The organism is Nostoc sp. ChiQUE01b, from assembly GCF_034531255.1.
Classification (GTDB): domain Bacteria; phylum Cyanobacteriota; class Cyanobacteriia; order Cyanobacteriales; family Nostocaceae; genus Nostoc.
This window is the reverse complement of the sequence record NZ_JAVRBM010000004.1, coordinates 100035-119836: the sequence shown is the minus strand read 5'-3', so window position 1 is coordinate 119836 and position 19802 is coordinate 100035. Positions and strand designations below refer to the sequence as shown.

Sequence of the window (19802 nt, the reverse complement as noted above, 5' to 3'; positions counted from 1 at the left end):
CCACCAATGACTAGACTATTTGCGGTTTTCCCCAAAGTATACTCTCTTGCTTGTAAATGGCAATTCCTGGTTTTGCTCCTTTGGGTTTGTAGACGTGTTTTAACTGAGTGTAAACTACTGGCACTTGCTCGCTCTGACGGGCGCGACTGTAGTAAGCGGCAAGATTAGCTACAAATTGCAAATCAGCTTCTTCTGCAACAGCACCCGGTTCTAGACGTAGTAATACATGACTTCCGGGAATTTCTTGAGCGTGGAACCATAAGTCATAATCCCCAGCTACACGAAAGGTCAATTGGTCATTTTGGCGATTGTTACGACCGATTAATACTTCAAAGCCACTGGGGGTAAGGTAACGATGAAAGTTAGTGCTGGGGGGTTCATTGGCACTGCGGCTGCGGTATTCTGGATCTTCTAGATACTTTTGCCCAATCAACTCTTCGCGGATTTCTTCTAAAGCTCGTAAATCTTCTGCTGTTTGGTAGTTATCTATCTGAGCGATCGCAGCTTCTACTTGTTCTAAATACTCAATTTCTGTCTGTACTTCCAATAGTAGCGGTTCGACAGCAGCACGAGCGCGTTTCAGCTTTTGGTGCTGTTTGTAAAGACTTTGAGCATTTTGGACGGCGTTTTTATCTAGTTGGAGAGCGATCGCTACTGGCAAATTTGTCTCAAAATCAGCAATGATAATTTCTTTCATCCCCGGTTCCCAGTTTTGCAGGTGAGCCATCAATAAATCAGCTTTTTGCCGATACTCATCGGCTCGATCTGATTGCTGCAAGCGCGTCTGAAAGGTTTGAGCTTTATTGTGTAATTTCGCCAGAATATTATTCAATTTCTGACTCAACTGATGGCGCAATTGGGAAAATAACTGTTGGTTGATCTGGTTACTGTAGTAGCGGTTGAGCAACTCCTGGATATTTTTGACCTTTTCAACTGCACCCCAACCCATTACGGTGTAACCATCTTTTGTCCAAGCAGGTTGAAATTTATTGGAATCCAAGGCTTGCAGCCATTCTTGCCAACGCTCAAATAGCCGTCGCCAGTCGTCGGGGTTGAGAGTATCGGTGGATGTTTCTGGTGCGATATTTGCTTCTAGCAGCATTAACTCCAACAGCGCTGCACTCAAACCACTATAACTTTTGAGTAATTGCCGCTTGATTGCTCCTGGTACTAAACTTACCCGTTCTTGCCAACGTTCTTGGGATTCGCTCAAACTGGGGACAGTTCCAGTGAGTTTTGGTGGTGTTTCATAAAGTTGTCCGGTTTGGATGGGACGGACACTAGATTGTTGCTGACTGACTTGATGAGCGGCAGTGATAATTATATTGTTAGCGTCGGTGAGAATGACGTTGCTATACTTGCCCATAATTTCTGCATAGACATGATATAGGGCGCTTTCTCCAGGACGACGGGCAAATTGCAAATCAATAACACGCTCCCAAGGAGCGATCGCTTCAATCGCCACCAGTGCTAAACCACCCAATTGGTGTATCAGTTGTTGGCTAAAGGTAAAGGTATCTGGCGATCGCGGTGGCGGATCGCCGATACAAATATGTGCAGCTTGGGGATGCCATGAAATCTGTAACCAATCTCGCTGTTTCAGGGTGCGTAATGCCATCGCAATCGTGTAGCGATCGCGCTGGTAAACTTGTTCTAAGCGTGATGGTAGCCAGTTAGCGCGGATTTCGCTACAAGCAGCTGTGAGTGTGGTAAAGTCAACTGGTTGCAAAGCGATTAGTTGTTAACATTCAAATGGTAGCGATCGCTATGCTTTTATCTTCCTTTAGTCAAAGCATAAGAGACCTCAACTATCATAGCGGTTACTTGGTTTGGTGATAGCTGCGAATAAAAAAATGCACAAGTCTATCATTAAGATAGACTTTTGTGCTTAAGTGACAAGTTACTTTTTTATACAGTAAATACGAGATACGGTGAGGTGACATTTCCATGACTAAACTTAATTATCAAGCCATGTCAGATGACGAATTAAGAGATTGGGTCAGATATCACCCACATGACACAGAGGCATTCCATATTTTAATAGACAGGTTAGACCAGCGACCAAAGGTTATCACTCGGACTGAAGAGGAATTTGAAACCGAGTTACAACGGCGTATTAGCCAAGCTAGTTGAAGTAAATTAAAATTAGCGAAAAACCACAAGTATAAAAGCTGGTGATACCTCCGTGGGTTAAAAACCCTTCATTTTGTATTAGTCCACGGAGGTTGACTAAGTACACGTCACCGCAAAAAGGGGTCGGAAATAAAAATTGTGATCCCACTAGACACGTTTGATTCAAAAAACGAATTCCGTACCTCTTTTATGGTGGGCTGTACTAAGTTGTTCTCGATTTTCACAAACTAGTTATCACCTGAGCTAATTGATTAGATAAATCAATTACAGACTCCTGGCATTTCTTAAATAAAACTCCAGCTAAAAAATAATAATTGCCAGAATAAAATGCCATCTGATTTTTTTGGAGTTCTTCGATATGTTTTTTTACCTTGGGGTCAGAGCTATAGTAGCCGAATTGCAAAGGTAATATCATGAAGTTTTGAACATAATAACCATTTTGTTTTGCTACGTTCAACGTATTGATTGGATTAGAAAAGCTAGATATTAAAACCAATACATTTTCATAATCTAACGATAAAAGCTCGTTGGTAACAGTGGCTCCATCTATACCACCAAATAAGAGTGGCATATAAATATCGTTATCTGGTGCAGGGAGATAGGGTGGATTGGCTACAAGATACTCGGCATCGGGTTGAGAAGAATTAAATAAAGATGAATTGTGAATGATGTATTTATTAGTGAGATTGTATTCATCGATAGTTGAATTTGCGACTTTCCATGCAGAAGTATTTAATTCAAATCCCTGGATGACTCCATCAAACTTGTTTCTCAATAATGAATTAATTACAGGGCTGCCATCTCCTGAACCAAACTCCACAATAGATTCAGAATTTTGGCAATTTCTGATCACAAAACTTTCTAAGCAATTTGAGTAGAAATTAGATTCTTCAGGGCAAAAAAAGATATCTTTCATTTGACTGCACTTCAAAGTGTATGGTATAATCAATCTAATGAGAGGTTATTTATTACCTTGTATTCAGGCAATAAAAAACTGTTCCTTTAGCAACCCTTTGCTAAAGAAATTTGTTTGTAGGAAAATTAGCAATAAAATGACTTAGAATGTCAAATTAAAATGCTAAGAATAACCTGCTATTGATAATTTTTGGGATTGCTCATCCGAGTAAAGCGGCTTATTCGGCTTCGCGTATCGCTCGCACAACAGCATCAGCAGCGCGATCGCCCATTCGTTTCTCTTGGTCATAGCCAAGCAGCAGTTCCCACCCATCATTGGGATACCGTTCTGCCAAAGACAAAGCTACATCATCTAACATCCAACGACCGTGGCGTTCATCTTCCTTGATATGCAGTTCCCAATAACCCATCGCCGCCTCTGATAGTTCCAGTCGTTGCGCCGCCGCCAAATAGTTTTTGTAAGCCGCAGGCCCAGCCACCTCAAAATATGTCAACGCGCCACTGTAACGTAAGAAATAGCGTTTGCGATCGGTAGTCAGAAAGTTATGATTACCACAAGCTAAAACTTCCCAAGGAACTAAATCGAAGTATCCTTCTGGTTCGGTGTTCATCCCAAACTCAGCCAGCATTTGAGCAAAAAATGTCGAGTGCTTGCGGGATAAACGACCATTGCCGTATTCTTCTAATAGTACTCGCACCAGCGTACACTGCACTTCATTAGCAGCACCACCTAATACGTAGCAAAGACGGCTACCTTCAACCAAACCATCAAAGGAGCCGATCGCTAGCAAGTGACGATAGCCAGCTTCAGTCATTTCCTCACGAATGTAGCGGCTATTCTCCGACAAAGGCGGATTTAAATCGGCAGATGCACGCTCCATTAAAGCTTGTTTTACATCCAATTGTTGCAGTGCAGCCACATCGATTTGTGCTATTTCCCACTGTTGCCAAGCAGCTTCAATTTGGTCACGACAGGAGTACAAATACAGCGATCGCTCATTAGTGTAATGCCGCAAATCGTCGTACCAAAACAGCTTTAGCCGATTAATTCGATAAAGTATCCGTTGAAGAAAACGGTGAGCCTGTTCATCAGAGCGATCGTTTCCATAAGCAGCGTCAATTGCCATAGAGAGCGCCTGTTCAAACTCACTGGCTATTGCAGGTTTTACATCCAGTTGATTGTCCAAATCCTCCATTGCTAGCAGTTCTATAAATTGCTCCTGGGCACGGTCGTACTGGGTAATTGTTCTTTCTTTAGTTTGCGTGCTATTTTTCGCAGCCTCAGCTTTAGGAAATATAACTAAATTGCTTTGCATGGAATCTTTGGTAGCTTTGGAAGAAAAGTGAGAAATTACTTTCACCTCTAATACTTAAGTTTTCACACCAGTAGCTTTCTGTACATCTTTCCCTGGTTATAAAGAAAAATTAAGTTTCTAAGGAAAGGGGAATGGGGAAGAGGCAGAGGAGCAGAGGAGCAGGGGAGATGAGGAGACAAGGGGGACAAGGGGGACAAGGGGTAATTATTGAACAAGTCTCTCCCTTATCTCCCCCCTCTTCCTTCCTTGTCTACCTTGTCTCTTCTCAATGCCCAATGCCCAATCCCCAATGGGAGCAATGCGATTTTGTGAGATGCTGAAACAGCAGGGGGAGCAGGGGATGTAGGGGATGCAGGGGATGCAGGGGGGGAATTTAGTGATTTCTCAACCAAGGTGATGGATTATTAATCATATTCACCAAACCGGATAAAACTTGGTTGTAATTTGCATAAACTTCTCGTCCTACTTCTACATTCATGTAATTGCATTTGACAGCAAATTCAATCCAAGTTTGGGTTTCTGCTGCTTCAGCCTGTCTGCGACACGCTTCGCGAACACAATCATTTAATTTAGCGATAAAAGCAGCTTCATAACGCCGTTTTCTCCATGCTTCAGCTAAATTAGCACAAACAGAACGCGAGGATCTACGAATTTGATCAGTTAACGAATATCTCTCCTCCACAGGGAACTTCTTTGATAACTCAAAAATTTTCATTGCCGCTTCAAAGGCAATTTTATAAATCCCCAAATCTTTATGATCTTTGATTGCTTCTTTATTCATTGGTTTTCCTCCCCTGCTTCCCCTGCCTCCCCTGCTCTCTTCACCATGATCTCACTTTTTCGCGTTGCTCCCTCCCCAATCCCCAATCCCCAATCCCCAATGCCCCCTTCCCTACGGCACTCCCTTCTGTTGCTCAATTGCCTTACTGGGCGGAATCTGCTCAAGAGGAATCAGTGCTTCGATCACCGACTTCACAATTGGCGCGGCGACGGTAGAACCATAAGCACTTTCTCCTTTTGGTTCATCCACCAGTGCAAACACTACATAGCGAGGAGATTCCACGGGTAAAATAGCTACGAAACTGGTCATTCTCGCACCCTTAATGTATCCGCCATTGGGACTAGCTTTTTGGGCTGTACCAGTTTTACCAGCAATGCGATATCCCGGAATTTGTGCCGGCTTCCCGCTGCCTTGAGTAACAACAGTTTCCATCATTTCCACAACCTTTTGAGTTGTTGCGGTTGAAAAAATTTGCCGGGGGATGGTGTGAGTGGGTGAATCATGCATCTGTCCTTTGCTATCAATCAACCCGCGAACTACATGGGGTGTAACTAACTTACCGCCATTAGCTAAAGCACCGTGCATTTGCACTAGCTGTAACGGTGTCATGGAAAAGCCTTGTCCAAAGGAAGTAGTAGCTGGTTCAATTGGCGAAGCGATAAATTCTTCTTGACTTTTGAGCCGTCCCCCAACCTCAAAAGGTAAATCTGTATCAACTTTTTGTCCTAGCCCTAAACGTTCTAACCAGTTGTAGTAAATTGAAGGCTTTAAACGTTGGATAATTTGCACCATGCCAATGTTGCTAGAATATTGCAAAATCTGAGCGATGCTGATTCGCCCATTACCGTTATTCATGGCATTTTTAATGGTGTAATTAGCGACTCGAATCGAACCGGAGTCATTAAACATATCATCTGGTTTGATGATGCCATTTTCCAGAGCGATCGCTACATTCAAAGGCTTAAAAGTCGATCCCGGTTCATAAAGATCCGCCACTGTCCAGTTTTTAAATAGCGAGATATTAGATTTAGCGTATTCATTAGGATTATAAGTAGGCTGAGAAACGAGGGCGAGTAAAGAACCATCCAACGCATCCATGACAATTACTGCCCCACGTTTAGCGTCAAACTTCTCCATCTGTTGTTTGAGCGCAATCCGAGCAATTCGTTGCAGACGGCTATCGATAGTAAGTTGTAATCGCAAATCGTCAAAATGCAAAAAACCTTCGGGCGCCCGATTTGGCATCAGGGCCCCATTCCCCGACCGACTAAGCCGCACCGTTTGCACAGGACGTTCTAACAACTTCTCTTGAGAATATTCCACACCAGCTTGACCACGACGGTCAACATTCACATAGCCCACTACATCAGCAACCAAATCGTCTGGTGGGTAAAATCGGGAATATTTTTGAATCCACTCTAGGCCATTTAAGCGCAAAGAGATGACGCGATCGATAATTTCTTCTGGTAAGGCGGGCGCAAGGATAATTCCGCTTCTTTTGCTTTGAAAAGTTTTCACCAATTCTGCAGAATCTTTTGCCAAAATTGGGGCAAGTTGCTCTGCCATATCTTCATTAGACTTATCAAACAGCTTGGGATGAGCGTATAAAGTGTATACAGGACGGTCAATCGCCAAAAGATCGCTATTGCGATCTACCACCGGGCGACGGGGCATAAAAGGTCGCAAATTCACCATTTGCTGGTTGCGTGCCTGCTCAGTTAACTTTGGCCCCTTGACAATTTGTAGGTTATACAATTTGACACCCAACCCTAACCCTGATGCCATTAATACGCCCCAGACTATGAATAGTCGGGACTTGGTGTTGGATGTTTGGTCTTGGATATTAGAAGCTAATTTTCCCAAAAGCCCTCGTTTATCACCCTTTTGTTGCCTTGTGAATGCTGAATTCTGAAATTTTATGAATTTTGTTTTCCTTGGTGACTTCTGCATTGGGTTCGTCCTTTGTCCTCTCTTACAAAGTTCTAATCGGAGGAAACCTCCGCTCAGACTTTCCGCTTTGTCTGTTGCCTTTTGTGATTAACCAGAAGTCTCAGTCCTAATGACTAATGACAAATGACAAATGACTCTTAGGGATTAGTATCCCAGTGGTGAGAGTGTTTGTGGTTGCGTTTCAGAATTTGGCGTTGTGTTAGGCAATGCTGGCTTACGACTCTGAGATGCTGGAGGCAAGAAAATCATTCCTTCAGGAGTTGGCGATACCAGCCCTGCTGTTGGTTGTTCTGCTTCATTAGCCATTTTATTTTTCAGCGTCGCGTTGGTTGTCGTTAGCAGCCGTTCATGACGTTGGAGGCTTTGCAGTCTGCGATATGACTGACCCCAAAGCTCTTGAGAATATACTGTCCAAGCATAAACAGCAAGTGTCGATGCTACTAACAAGAACGCCACAACTGACGAATAACGATGAAAGGTATACAAGCGCAGCAACCACAAAGGTGTGGCTCCAGAATTAGGCATTGTGGGAAAACCAAGAAAACCTACCCCCAGAGTCTTTTGGTTCGCATTCAACTGCTCATTGAGATTTGGTAATTGTTGTCTACCCAACTCTTTCACCGATTTGGCTATAGCTGCCTCATTTGTGGGAGAAACCGCTAAATTTTTCGATAAACGCTGTTGTTTTTGAGAGGATATTGGTGTAGAAACGCTCCGTGCTGCTGACTCCATACGCGCAGAGCGTCGCCTCCCTAAAGAAAGGATAGAATCTTGCCGGAACCAATTACCCCTTGTAGAAACAGTAGATTTACGAGCAACTACCATAAATTCTTAAATTTTTTTAGATGGGAAATACTGCACTTTCGATTGATTGTCTTGATTGTCTGTTTTTGCTAGGGTTAAAAAAACCTTCTGGGCAACAAGCACACATAACAGACTACACCCTTTTAACTTTTGTGATAAGTAGCTGTATCAATGTTTGCATCCCCTAGATATGCAATGTTTGCAACCAGCGATTAGAAACTGGACAGCTTACCTTTTAGGTATCGCACCTAAAGTATGGCAACGTCGGGTAGCCAGATGCAATACTCTGTGAAAAAAATAAAATTTTTTGCTATCATAGCTCCGTTTGCTAAATAAATTGCTAATTTTCGCTTTGCTCCTGAGTTAAGAGAAACTAATCAGGATACGTAATTCCAAAAACAATACCCCAAAGGATTGTTTTTTTTAAGTATGTAATCTCGCAGAATTTAAAAAAAGCAATAAATACGGTATCGTATTCAACAGGTGAAAAATTGTTCTAGCCACAATTGGTGAAAGAGGAGTTATGAAAACAAAAATCTTTGGTTTTGCTCTAATGTTAAGTCTGGCTGCAATTCTTGGGGGCTGTGAAGGTGGTGGTGAAGGTGGTGGTACTGCTACTCCGGCTGCTACAGGTGAACCAACTGATGCACCTGCTAAGTCTACTCCTGCCACGACTCCCGCAGCTACTCCTGCAACTACTCCCGCAGCTACTCCTAAATAAGGCATCTTAAACTTTAGTTTAAATCGCGCCCAGAACTACTTAGTGACAGCTTTCCTCACTACATAGCTCGAATTAATTAGGTTAGCGAAAAAACCGCATTTTTATGTTGGTTTATTTGAGCCTAGAGTTTGCTCAAATATCAACTAAGTAGAGCAGGAAGTAAAGGACACTGGTAAAGAGGGTTATGTCCTCTACCAAGTGTCCTTCTGAAAGTCCCGCCCGCTCAAACCTTGTTCTCAGTCCAAGAAAGTTGAGTGAATCTAAGCTATTTTGTAGGCAGATACTTCCCTCATTTGGCATTTTAAATTACTTATACTACTGAGTTTTGAGAGGGTAAAATAATTTATCGCGATCGCTGGCAATTGCTCTTGAGCATTCCTGTAGTCTATTCCGTATCAGGAAAGACCTGGCATCTCCCTTGATATTGCCAGATTTTTATTGGGAAAATTTGGGCATTGGGCATTGGACAAAACAGTTCCGAGTTCCGAGTTCCGAGTGCTGAGTAAAGAAGTGAGATTCCCCACTCAGCACGGGCTAAACGCCCCGCTTCCGCTAACAGCACTCAGCACTCAGCACTCCTGAAGGGCATTGGGCATGGAAAAACAGATTTTCATCCTGCGTTGTGAACGTAGTTCAGGAAATGAGGAGTGTTAAAACGAGAAAGTCTATAAAATTACTGGCATCAATTGTAATTACTGCAACATTTATTGCCTTAAGTAACTATTGGAGATCGGCAGCAATAGCATTACCGCCACTAGAGGATACACCAGAAGAAATATTACGGACAAAGATTATTATAGAAGCGCGATCGCCTATTGATGGAAAATCCCTAACAGCTGCCGAATATATTCAATTACAAGCGCAGCTCCAACTTGCCCCGCCACCAAAGCTAGACCCCAAAATTCGAGAACAGATTTTCTTGCTTCGCTTACGTAAAACATTATTGCAGTTTTTCCCATTTTTAAATTTTTGAGAAATTCGTCATTAGTCATTTGTCATTAGTCATTTGTCATTCATCCTCTGCCCAATGCCCTTCAGGAGTGCTGAGTGCTGAGTGCTGTTAGCGGAAGCGGGGCGTTTAGCCCGTGCTGAGTGGGGAATCTCACTTCTTTACTCAGCACTCGGAACTCGGAACTGTTTTGCTCAATGCTCAATGCCCTTCAGGAGTGCTGAGTGCTGAGTGGGGAATCTCACTTCTTTACTCAGCACTCGGAACTCGGAACTCGGAACTGTTTTCCCCATTCCCCATTCCCCATTCCCCATTCCCCATTCCCGATTCTGATGTAGGATAACGGTGGCGACAAAATTGCAAATAAATGTAAAGAATATATATAGATATTAAAAAAGTAGATTTAGTCAATCACGTTGGTAGCTTCATGTCCATGACCACGATCGCCCCTGAACAGGTTAACAGTATCGTTTGGAATCAGCATAACGATCCCTTTGAAATACTAGGTTCTCATCCCATAGAGCAAGACGGCAAAACTGTCTGGGCTGTGCGGGCCTACCTACCAAATGCAAGTGCAGCGTGGGTCGTTCTTCCTGAACAACGCAAGGAATACCCAATGCAAACGGTGCACGATCCTCACTTTTTTGAATGCACCATTGAAACTGCCGAACTGGCAAACTACCAGTTACGAATTAAAGAAGGAGAACATGAGCGTGTCACCTATGACCCTTACGCTTTCCGTTCTCCCAACTTGACAGACTTTGACTTGCATTTGTTTGGTGAAGGCAACCATCACCGGATATATGAAAAACTGGGAGCGCACCCCACGGAAATAGATGGCGTTAAAGGCGTTTATTTTGCTGTTTGGGCACCTAACGCTCGTAATGTTTCATTGTTGGGAGATTTTAATCTCTGGGATGGGCGCAAACACCAGATGCGTAAAGGCCGCACTGGAATTTGGGAATTATTTATTCCTGAAATCGGTGTGGGAGAGCATTACAAATATGAAATCAAAAATTTTGAAGGACACATTTACGAAAAATCCGATCCCTACGGTTTCCAGCAAGAAGTTCGCCCGAAAACGGCATCCATTGTCACTGATTTAGATGCTTATAGTTGGAGTGATGAAAACTGGATGGAAAAGCGGCGTCGCACTGAACCCCTTAACCACCCTGTCTCAGTCTACGAAGTACATTTAGGCTCTTGGTTACACGCTTCGAGCGCAGAACCAGCTAAACTTCCCAATGGTGAAACTGAACCAGTAGTTGTCGTTTCTGGATTAAAGCCGGGCGCACGCTTCCTTACCTACCGAGAACTAGCTGACCGACTCATTCCTTATGTCAAAGAATTAGGATACACCCACATAGAAATGCTGCCAATTGCGGAGCATCCCTTTGATGGTTCCTGGGGTTATCAAGTAACTGGTTACTATGCCCCCACCTCGCGTTTTGGCAGACCCGAAGATTTCATGTATTTTATTGACAAATGTCACGAAAATGATATAGGGGTAATTGTAGATTGGGTTCCTGGTCACTTCCCCAAAGATGGACATGGTTTAGCTTTCTTTGATGGTAGCCACCTGTACGAACACGCTGACCCCCGTAAAGGCGAACACAAAGGATGGGGTACTTTAGTGTTCAATTACGGTCGCCATGAAGTCAGTAATTTCTTAGCAGCCAATGCTCTCTTCTGGTTCGACAAGTACCACATTGACGGGATTCGTGTCGATGCTGTTGCCTCAATGCTTTATAACGATTATTGCCGCGAACCAGGAGAATGGCTGCCTAACCAATACGGTGGCAGAGAAAACCTAGAAGCAGCAGATTTTCTGCGTCAGGTAAATCACATTATCTTTAGCTATTTCCCTGGCATTCTCTCAATTGCTGAAGAATCTACTTCCTGGCCAATGGTATCTTGGCCCACCTACACAGGCGGACTGGGCTTTAACTTGAAGTGGAATATGGGCTGGATGCACGATATGCTGGACTACTTCAGCATGGACCCTTGGTTCCGCCAGTTCCATCAAAACAACATCACCTTTAGTATGTGGTACAACCACAGCGAAAACTTTATGCTGGCCCTGTCTCACGATGAAGTGGTGCATGGTAAGAGCAATATCATCGGTAAAATGCCAGGGGATACATGGCAGAAGTTAGCTAATGTGCGATGTTTATTTAGCTATATGTTTGCTCACCCAGGTAAAAAAACCATGTTTATGAGCATGGAGTTTGGGCAGTGGAGTGAGTGGAATGATTGGGCAGATTTAGAGTGGCATTTATTGCAGCATGAAGCCCATCAACAATTAAAAACGTTTTTCCGGGAATTGAACCATCTCTACCGTTCTGAACCAGTCTTGTATACCCAGGATTTTGCTGAACCTGGGTTTGAGTGGATTGATTGTAGCGATAACCGTCATAGTGTAGTTTCCTTCATGCGTCGTGATAAGGATTCTGATGATTTTGCGATCGTCGTTTGCAATTTTACACCACAGCCCCATTCTCACTACCGCATCGGTGTGCCGCAAAAGGGATTTTATACCGAGTTGTTCAATAGTGATGCGCGTCAGTATGGCGGCAGCAATATGGGCAACTTAGGTGGTAAATGGACAGATGATTGGTCTTTGCACAGTCGTCCTTATTCTCTGGATTTATGTTTACCACCTTTGGGTGTGTTGATTTTGAAGTTGGATAAGAAGAAGACTGCTGAGGTAATTGGATAACAATTTGGGTGGGGTGATGCCCCACTCTACAGATAATCTCGCCTATTCACGGATACTCAACCCAGTTCTCTAATAGACTCTGGTCAAATTAAATATACATTATTCATAACCCTTGTAGAGACCTAGCAGTGCTACGTCTCTACATTTTTTTACAGTAGATTGGAACTTGATTGACTCGCGATCGCTCTACATTTTTTACCAGTGGAATTATACTTAGTACTCAGGGGAAGCATACTACTGAAGTTTACGATGCGATCGCCCTATGCAAGTATTAGGTAGCGGGGATTTGGTAAAACTTATTTAGCTTTTGATATAACTCAAAAGCCAAAATTTTGTATAGTACAAATGTATGGTTTGTTAGCCCTAATCCTAAATATTTTATAATAATTCTAATGACACAGATTAAGCCGGAAGTAAAGCGCACAGAAGAATTGCGCCAGTTATTGCAACAAGCAAGCTTCGCTTATTACGTTCTAGATGCTCCAATCATGGAGGATGCAGTCTATGACCAGCTATATCGAGAATTGCAACAACTAGAAACTCAATATCCAGAATTGACAGCACCCGATAGTCCGACTCAGCGCGTGGGTGAAAGACCGGCAATACAGTTTACCTCGGTGCGGCACAATATCCCCTTGTACAGTCTGGAAAATGCCTTCAACATTGGTGAGTTGCAAGCATGGGATCAGCGTTGGCGGCGACAAGTACCAAAAATAGATTCAGTGGAATACGTCAGTGAACTTAAAATTGATGGTTCTGCTTTGGCTCTTACTTACCAAAATGGCATTCTAGTTAGAGGGACAACTAGGGGTGATGGGGTAACGGGTGAAGATATTACCCAAAATGTGCGGACAATTCGCTCAATTCCCTTACGTTTGAATTTTGAAGGGTTAGAAATTCTAGAAAGGGTGGAAGTCCGAGGTGAGGCGTTTTTGCCGTTGGAAGTATTTAAACAAATCAACGAGGAAAGGCAAAAAGCAAGTGAGCAATTATTTGCCAATCCCCGTAATGCCGCAGCTGGTACACTCAGGCAACTAGACTCCCGCATTGTCGCTAAACGCCGATTAGATTTCTTTGGCTACACCCTGCACATTCCTGGTAGAGATGACACCAGTATTGCTAATACCCAATGGGAAGCGTTGGAGTTGTTGGAAAAGATGGGTTTTCGCGTCAACCCCAACCATAAACTCTGTGCTTCGATCGCAGAAGTGACAAAATATTATGAATATTGGGACACGGAACGGCTGAATTTACCTTACATGACTGATGGGGTAGTGGTGAAGCTAAATTCTTTTAAACTTCAGGAACAGCTAGGGTTTACGCAGAAATTTCCCCGCTGGGCCATCGCTTTGAAATACCCCGCTGAAGAAGCACCTACCCGTGTGGAAAATATTGCTGTAAATGTTGGTAGAACGGGGGCGTTAACGCCGTTAGCAGAGATGCGCCCGGTGCAACTGGCGGGAACAACAGTTTCCCGCGCCACTTTACATAATAGCGATCGCATTACTCAATTAGATATCCGCATTGGCGATACTGTGATTGTCCGCAAAGCTGGGGAAATCATTCCAGAAGTACTGAGGGTAATCAAAGAACTCCGTCCCACTGACACCGAACCCTTCGTTATGCCTACTCATTGCCCAGTCTGCGGTCAACTGGTGGTGCGAGAATCAGGTGAGGCAGTGACTCGGTGCGTCAATGCTTCCTGTGCGGCGATTCTCAAAGGTTCCATTGAACATTGGGTAAGTCGTGATGCCTTGGATATTAAAGGTATGGGCGAAAAGTTGGTATATCAACTCGTTGATAAAGGTTTGGTGCATTCCGTTGCTGATTTATATGAGTTGACAGCAGAGAAATTATCTGAATTGGAAAGGATGGGGAAAAAGTCGGCAGAGAAATTGATCGATGCGATCGCTCAATCAAAAAATCAACCTTGGTCAAGAGTATTGTATGGTTTAGGCATCCGTCACGTTGGCAGTGTCAATGCTCAATTGTTGACTCAGAAATATTTCACTGTAGACCAGTTAGCTACAGCAAAGCAATCAGATATTGAAGGCATTTACGGTATTGGTGCTGAAATTGCCCAATCAGCATACCAATGGTTTCGGATTGACGCTAACCAAAAGTTGATAGAACGCTTACAAGCAGAAGGATTGCAATTAACTGCTACAGAGGAAACAAAAATAGTTGGGGATGGTAATCAAAAGTTCGCAGGGAAAAATTTTGTAATTACCGGAACATTGCCAACCTTAAAGCGAGATGAAGTGAAGGCTTTGATTCAAAAAGCTGGGGGAAAAGTGACTGATTCAGTGAGTAAAAAGACAGATTATTTAGTGTTAGGAGAAGATGCTGGTTCCAAGTTAGAAAAAGCAGTTTCTTTGGGAATTACGCAGTTAAGTGAGGCGCAGTTGTTAGAGATGGTTGAAAGTTGAAAGAAGGTAAACGCCTGGAAAGCTACATATTTAGCGAACGAATCCAGGCGATTAACCCAGACCAATCAATCAGCCTAAAAGCATAATCGCTCCAACCTGCATTATTTACTTGGGTGATAAAATCTGCTTATGCTTTATATTTTTTATCTGGTATTAATACATATCTAGCACTTATTAATACTTAACTAAATATAACTTCATAATCACTTTTGCGGAATCTTGATATGTTCTTGTGTATCAAACTCTATTGGCTTATATCTTGCTCCTAGAGCGAGTCCACAAGCGTCTTGATTCTGACTTTTTGGCGGAGCTTTCCTTGCTTTGCTCCTGAATTTTTCTTCAATCTCATTTATCTAAAGGTGGGTGCAAGATATAAGCCAATATGAACAAAAACAATTAAATTTTTGTATATTTACAGAGATTTGTTATGAACAAAAGACAACAGGTTTTTAACGGTATTGTCTTGTGGTTGGGACTAGCATTCCTAACTTTAATGCTACAAAATTTCTACGGTGTATTGCAATATATTTTCTTTTTGCGAGTACCTATAATTGTTGGTTTATTGCTGTTATTCTTGCCAACAATTTCAGTGAATACTGGTTTATCAGCAATGTTGAAAAACTTATTTGTACTTCGCGCTAATAATCAGTTGGTTGTAGTTATTGGAGGTGCAGTTTTAGCAGGACTGGCTACAATACAAGTTTTTGATATCATCTTGTATAATTCCCATTTTCGTTTTGATGTACCTCAGCAGCAAAAAATTCCAGAATGGCTCCAATATTTAATCGCTATTATCTTAAGTCTTCCGATTGCCATAAAGGCGATTCAGCTTTCTAAAAAAGAAATAGAAGAAGCAGATCGTAGCTGGGAAGGTTGGGGAATTATATTTGGCATTATTGCAGGAGCTTTATTGCTAATAACAAATTACTTTAACAAGCATTTTTTTGAACACAATGAGTTTTTAAAACAGATTTTATTGAGAATAATTTCTTTTTTACCAGAAAGAATACAAAGGGGTTATGTAGATGTAAATGGTAATTTATCTTACGGAATTGCTGCAATAGCAGTATTTTCACTTTTTCTACTAATTGTTTATGGGTTAGGTTATTTTATCTTTAAACCTCGCCCAATTAGTAATAGATTTGAAGCTCCTGCTCTTTTTTACATTACTCTCATTTTGTCAGTTATTGTAGTGTGGATAGGAGGAATTTCTTACTTTGTTGATGTGTCTCGCATTCCCACATTGCTATTATTCGTAGCAATGTCATCTGTTTCTTATGCTATTTTTCAGGTAGACCATTTTTACAAAATATATTTAAAAAATAACTGGTTAAAACCAACAAAAGAAAAGTGGATTAATGTTATCTTTCAACGTCTGAAAAATCAACAAACTGAAGATAAAACTTTAGTAGTAGTTTGTGCTAGTGGTGGAGGTATTCAAGCATCTGGATGGACAGCTAAAGTTTTGACTGGTTTACAGCAAGAACTTGGATCTAAATTTACCAAAGCTATTGGTTGGATAAGCTCAGTTTCTGGTGGTTCTATCGGAACAATGTTTTATTTGGATAGATTTGGAGATCGGGGTTATCCAGAAGAAAATCAATTAAAACAGATTTTTAAAAGCGCTACAGAAGACAGTTTGGATGCTACAGGCTGGGGATTCGCTTATCCAGATTTACTTCGTTTTATTGGTTTACCTTTTGTCTTACCAAAAGAGAAAGATAAAGATACTACAACTGAGCAAGACCGTGGTACTGCTATCGAAATAGATTGGAAAGGGGAAATGAAAAATCCCAATGCAAGTTTAGGTAGCTGGAGCGATAAAATTGACCAAGGAATTATTCCTATTCCTATTTTTAATGCAACTTTAGTTGAAGATGGACGGCGTTTTTTAGTTAGTCCAATGACTTTTAGTCCGCATAAGGATTGCAAATCTATAGATTTTAATACCCTTTATCCAGAATATGATATTGATGTGACGACAGCCGCTAGATTATCTGCCACTTTTCCTTATGTATCTCCTGTGTGTCGTCCTAGTCAAGACACTAGATGGAATTATCATATAGGTGATGGTGGTTACTTCGACAACTTTGGTGTTGGTACTAGCATAGATTTACTTGATAAACTATTAGAATCTGAGCAATCTCACAAAATCAAAAAAGTTATTTTAATCCAAATAAATGCTTTTCCTGATGATGAGAATTGCCAAGAAGAAAAAGGTGCTCCCGGATGGCAGATGGAAGTCATTGGTTCATTGCTCGCTTTATTAAATGTTCGTAGTGATACACAGAACGAAGGCAATACATTAAATATTGAACTTTTGACAGACAAGTATAAATGTGGCTATAAGCATGATGATCAGGAAAAAGTGCAGCAATTCTTGAAAGAGAAATCTTGCCAGAAAGGAATAGAAATTATGCATATTCCCATTAAATTTCCTCGTGTTAAAATTAATCCTCCACTTTCTTGGCAGTTAACTCAAGAACAAAAAGAAGCTATTCAAAATGCATGGGAAGATTGGAAAATAAGCAACTATGATATTATTTCTGAACTAAAAAAGATATTTCCAGAGTGATGAGTATTTATAAGCCGCAGATTCCTGAATTTTTAAAGAAGTCAGGGATCTTGTTTCTCACTCATGATTCAGCATTGATATAGCAAACTAGTTTGTTTTGCAAAATCGGATGATTAGACTTATTGCATGAATAAAAAACCCTCACCCTAAATCTCTCTCCCAAGCTTGGGAGAGGGACTTTGAAATTGCCTCTACTCAAATAGGGGCAAGTTATTCGGGTCAATACCCTGAGATTGTAAGTAAGCAATCAGTCGTTCTTTTTGCTGACGTTCTTGTTCGGCGCGTTGGCGTTCTTGTTCGGCGCGTTGGCGTTCTTGTTCGGCGCGTTGGCGTTCTTGTTCAATCTGTTCTACAGCCCACGGTAACAAATTATCATTTCGATCCCACCAGCGCAACCAATAACCAGTTCGCGCTTCTTTTGTTCCTTGCCAAGTTTTTAAAAATAAGCCCATTACATCAATCCAATGACGACCATTTTCGTCGGGTTGCTTTAACTCATAGCGTTTATTTTCCAGTTGATAATATTCTAATAAACCGCCATAAGGTTCAAAAATTATGTAGATGGGAATTTGCAAAATTTGCTCGTAGAAAAACCATTTTCCTGGTGGATAAGTTCGCTTGACCGAATATTCTCCACCATCAGTATCGGATAAAAATTCGATCGCGATCGCTGGAATATCTCCTTCTAAATTGGGTGTATAACTTTTGCGGTTAGCTACCACTTCATTAACCGACGGCACATAAACCCAGTCTGGTGCTTTGGCAATAAATTGCTCGTTGACTGTCGCACAAAGACCAAAGTTTGAAGCTATCAACATCTGAGGTTGGATGAATCCACTGATTTCTAGGCTTTCACGCAAAGCACCAGCCAAAAGTGGCTGACCGGTATTCTCCACTGGTTCATCCTCTAATTGAAAATCTTTGGGCAAGGCTTCCCAAGAGATTAGCAGTTCTGTTGGTGATTTGGCTTGGCTGAGTTGGGTTGCCATAAGGGACTTCCAAATAAAAAATAATCAATCGCTTTGGGGAGCAGGGGGAGCAGGGGGAGTAGGGGGAGCAGGGGGAGTAGGGGGAGCAGGGGAAGAAAAACTATTGATTATTGCCCAATCCCCAATCCCCAATACCCAGAGAGTTAATTCGGCAGACGGTGACTGCCGAATCCAAGCGTAATTATTTAGACTATAGCTGTTGTTCATCAGCAGCGTACCAGATAACCAAGGATGGCTGTAGCTATACTGCTGATAGTGGCGGCGACACTCTGGTTAATCACTCCAGCGTGACGATTCCCGCTTTGTTAAGTAGCGCTACTCATTTGCTACTTAAAAATTACTTCTAAGTCAATTCCAGCCCACCTTGATAGCCAGTGACAATGCGGCCACCATCCTTGAGGATGTGGATTTCTATCTGGTCGCTAGCCCAAGTAATTTGGTCTTGGAAAGCCCGGTTTAACACCCGAACCCGTTGATTACTAGAAGAAACTGGAGAATTGGGAGAATTAATTGCCAGAGATTGTACAAAAGGCCCGTCAATCAGAATATCGAGTTGTTCTAACAATGCTTGGGAACCGGGCGGCGCGGATTGGGACTGTAGCTGCTTAAGAGTGAACCCAGAAAAAGACATTACATTTAAACCAGCAGCTTTTACCTTCCGGGCTAAAGATGCCAGTGCAGTTGCTTGCCAAAACGGTTCTCCACCAGAGAATGTTACACCCGTGTTGCGAGGATTATTGAGAATATTATCGGCAAGAGTATCAACAGCAATCAATTGGTTAGCCTCAAAAGACCAGGAGTTAGTATTAAAGCAGCCAGGACATTCACGCAGACAACCTTGTACCCAGACGACTGCACGACAACCAGGGCCATTAACTTCTGACTGATCGACGTAACCCATAATATTGAGATAGCCTGGGGGAATTTCCATGAGTGCTAGCGATGGGTCAGTTGGTTTAATTTCCATCTCTTTAACTCCTTTTAGCCGTTAACTGTTAAATATAGCGAATCTCCAGTTAGATAACCGTGACAATGGTTATCTAACTGGAGATTTAATTGATGATTAATCTCTGAAAAACTTTTGGCGGTTTGGAAAAGTCCGCTTTAACTTACCAAAAAGGGGAAGGGGTAAAGGAATTAAAGTTAAAACTTTTCCCCACACGGTACAGAGCAAGTATTTTTAAACATGGAGAATATTAAAAGAAGATTTAACCCGCCACGTAGTGCGTTCGCGCAGCGTCTCGTAGAGAGAAAAATTGCCGACTCGATGCTTGAAACCCCTATTTTTAAATATGGGGAACCCCAAGACCCTTTCCCCTTCTTCATTAGACTGAAGAAAAAGATGCTCATAAATACCCAGGTGTGGTTGATGACTTTTTTGAGGTAATGGCGATTATTGATGCTGCTGTAGACGAACGAGACTTATATGCTCAAAAGGGATTGCGATTTGAGAAACTCCAAGGAAAATGAGGGAAAGCAGGACAGTGTTCCTTACGTTTAAATGACCAGTGGCGCTTGATT

Annotated in this window: 15 protein-coding genes; 7 read left to right on the top strand and 8 right to left on the bottom strand. The window is 42.1% G+C overall.

What is annotated here, in order from left to right:
• Positions 1-10 precede the first annotated feature (10 nt).
• Positions 11-1729: an NFACT family protein gene (locus RMY63_RS04475; RefSeq protein WP_322727541.1), complete on the bottom strand. Its 1719-nt coding sequence runs from the start codon at positions 1727-1729 to the stop codon at positions 11-13.
• Between the two features lie 218 nt (positions 1730-1947).
• Here RMY63_RS04475 and RMY63_RS04470 point away from each other — a divergent pair, with 218 nt between their 5' ends.
• On the top strand, positions 1948-2133 hold the full coding sequence (locus RMY63_RS04470) for a DUF6887 family protein (protein ID WP_322727540.1): 186 nt from the start codon (positions 1948-1950) through the stop codon (positions 2131-2133).
• 220 nt (positions 2134-2353) lie between these two features.
• Here RMY63_RS04470 and RMY63_RS04465 read toward each other — a convergent pair whose 3' ends face one another.
• The 5 genes from RMY63_RS04465 to RMY63_RS04445 all read right to left on the bottom strand — a co-directional run bounded on the left by RMY63_RS04465 (position 2354) and on the right by RMY63_RS04445 (position 7920).
• A complete protein-coding gene (locus RMY63_RS04465) occupies positions 2354-3049 on the bottom strand; it encodes an SAM-dependent methyltransferase (protein ID WP_322727539.1) in 696 nt (231 codons plus the stop codon).
• 217 nt (positions 3050-3266) lie between these two features.
• Entirely contained in the window at positions 3267-4364 is a 1098-nt protein-coding gene (locus RMY63_RS04460) for an iron-containing redox enzyme family protein (protein WP_322727624.1), read from the bottom strand.
• Between the two features lie 373 nt (positions 4365-4737).
• A complete protein-coding gene (locus RMY63_RS04455) occupies positions 4738-5145 on the bottom strand; it encodes a four helix bundle protein (protein ID WP_322727538.1) in 408 nt (135 codons plus the stop codon).
• A gap of 111 nt (positions 5146-5256) precedes the next feature.
• Complete coding sequence (locus RMY63_RS04450) at positions 5257-7095, bottom strand: penicillin-binding protein 2 (protein WP_322727537.1); 1839 nt, start codon at positions 7093-7095, stop codon at positions 5257-5259.
• A 144-nt stretch (positions 7096-7239) separates the two neighbouring features.
• A complete protein-coding gene (locus RMY63_RS04445; RefSeq protein WP_322727536.1) occupies positions 7240-7920 on the bottom strand; it encodes a hypothetical protein in 681 nt (226 codons plus the stop codon).
• A 502-nt stretch (positions 7921-8422) separates the two neighbouring features.
• Between RMY63_RS04445 and RMY63_RS04440 the strand changes: the two genes are divergently transcribed.
• The 5 genes from RMY63_RS04440 (at position 8423) to RMY63_RS04420 (ending at position 17292) form a co-directional block, all read left to right on the top strand.
• The gene (locus RMY63_RS04440; RefSeq protein ID WP_322727535.1) at positions 8423-8620 is read left to right on the top strand and encodes a hypothetical protein; all 198 of its coding nucleotides are present in this window, start codon (positions 8423-8425) and stop codon (positions 8618-8620) included.
• A 640-nt stretch (positions 8621-9260) separates the two neighbouring features.
• Complete coding sequence (locus RMY63_RS04435) at positions 9261-9593, top strand: hypothetical protein (protein ID WP_322727623.1); 333 nt, start codon at positions 9261-9263, stop codon at positions 9591-9593.
• A 403-nt stretch (positions 9594-9996) separates the two neighbouring features.
• Positions 9997-12288, top strand: a complete 2292-nt coding sequence (gene glgB, locus RMY63_RS04430) for a 1,4-alpha-glucan branching enzyme (RefSeq protein WP_322727534.1) — start codon at positions 9997-9999, stop codon at positions 12286-12288.
• Between the two features lie 392 nt (positions 12289-12680).
• Positions 12681-14717, top strand: coding sequence for an NAD-dependent DNA ligase LigA (ligA, locus tag RMY63_RS04425; protein WP_322727533.1), 2037 nt, complete (start codon positions 12681-12683; stop codon positions 14715-14717).
• 427 nt (positions 14718-15144) lie between these two features.
• On the top strand, positions 15145-17292 hold the full coding sequence (locus RMY63_RS04420; protein WP_322727532.1) for a hypothetical protein: 2148 nt from the start codon (positions 15145-15147) through the stop codon (positions 17290-17292).
• A gap of 191 nt (positions 17293-17483) precedes the next feature.
• Here the strand turns inward: RMY63_RS04420 and RMY63_RS04415 are convergent, their stop codons facing one another.
• Entirely contained in the window at positions 17484-18281 is a 798-nt protein-coding gene (locus RMY63_RS04415) for a Uma2 family endonuclease (RefSeq protein WP_322727531.1), read from the bottom strand.
• Between the two features lie 110 nt (positions 18282-18391).
• Here RMY63_RS04415 and RMY63_RS04410 point away from each other — a divergent pair, with 110 nt between their 5' ends.
• Positions 18392-18628 (top strand): hypothetical protein, encoded by a 237-nt coding sequence (locus RMY63_RS04410; RefSeq protein WP_322727530.1) that lies wholly within the window; start codon positions 18392-18394, stop codon positions 18626-18628.
• On the opposite strand, the gene RMY63_RS04405 is transcribed toward RMY63_RS04410, so the two are convergent.
• Complete coding sequence (locus RMY63_RS04405) at positions 18625-19248, bottom strand: 4Fe-4S single cluster domain-containing protein (protein WP_322727529.1); 624 nt, start codon at positions 19246-19248, stop codon at positions 18625-18627. The genes RMY63_RS04410 and RMY63_RS04405 overlap by 4 nt on opposite strands.
• Between the last annotated feature and the right edge of the window lie 554 nt (positions 19249-19802).

Bases quoted from the DNA above. Each gene is read 5' to 3' on its own strand.
- RMY63_RS04470 (WP_322727540.1), top strand. From the start codon at position 1,948: ATGACTAAACTTAATTATCAAGCCATGTCAGATGACGAATTAAGAGAT.
- RMY63_RS04465 (WP_322727539.1), bottom strand. From the start codon at position 3,049: ATGAAAGATATCTTTTTTTGCCCTGAAGAATCTAATTTCTACTCAAAT.
- RMY63_RS04460 (WP_322727624.1), bottom strand. From the start codon at position 4,364: ATGCAAAGCAATTTAGTTATATTTCCTAAAGCTGAGGCTGCGAAAAAT.
- RMY63_RS04455 (WP_322727538.1), bottom strand. From the start codon at position 5,145: ATGAATAAAGAAGCAATCAAAGATCATAAAGATTTGGGGATTTATAAA.
- RMY63_RS04450 (WP_322727537.1), bottom strand. From the start codon at position 7,095: ATGCAGAAGTCACCAAGGAAAACAAAATTCATAAAATTTCAGAATTCA.
- RMY63_RS04445 (WP_322727536.1), bottom strand. From the start codon at position 7,920: ATGGTAGTTGCTCGTAAATCTACTGTTTCTACAAGGGGTAATTGGTTC.
- RMY63_RS04440 (WP_322727535.1), top strand. From the start codon at position 8,423: ATGAAAACAAAAATCTTTGGTTTTGCTCTAATGTTAAGTCTGGCTGCA.
- RMY63_RS04435 (WP_322727623.1), top strand. From the start codon at position 9,261: ATGAGGAGTGTTAAAACGAGAAAGTCTATAAAATTACTGGCATCAATT.
- glgB (WP_322727534.1), top strand. From the start codon at position 9,997: ATGTCCATGACCACGATCGCCCCTGAACAGGTTAACAGTATCGTTTGG.
- ligA (WP_322727533.1), top strand. From the start codon at position 12,681: ATGACACAGATTAAGCCGGAAGTAAAGCGCACAGAAGAATTGCGCCAG.
- RMY63_RS04420 (WP_322727532.1), top strand. From the start codon at position 15,145: ATGAACAAAAGACAACAGGTTTTTAACGGTATTGTCTTGTGGTTGGGA.
- RMY63_RS04415 (WP_322727531.1), bottom strand. From the start codon at position 18,281: ATGGCAACCCAACTCAGCCAAGCCAAATCACCAACAGAACTGCTAATC.
- RMY63_RS04405 (WP_322727529.1), bottom strand. From the start codon at position 19,248: ATGGAAATTAAACCAACTGACCCATCGCTAGCACTCATGGAAATTCCC.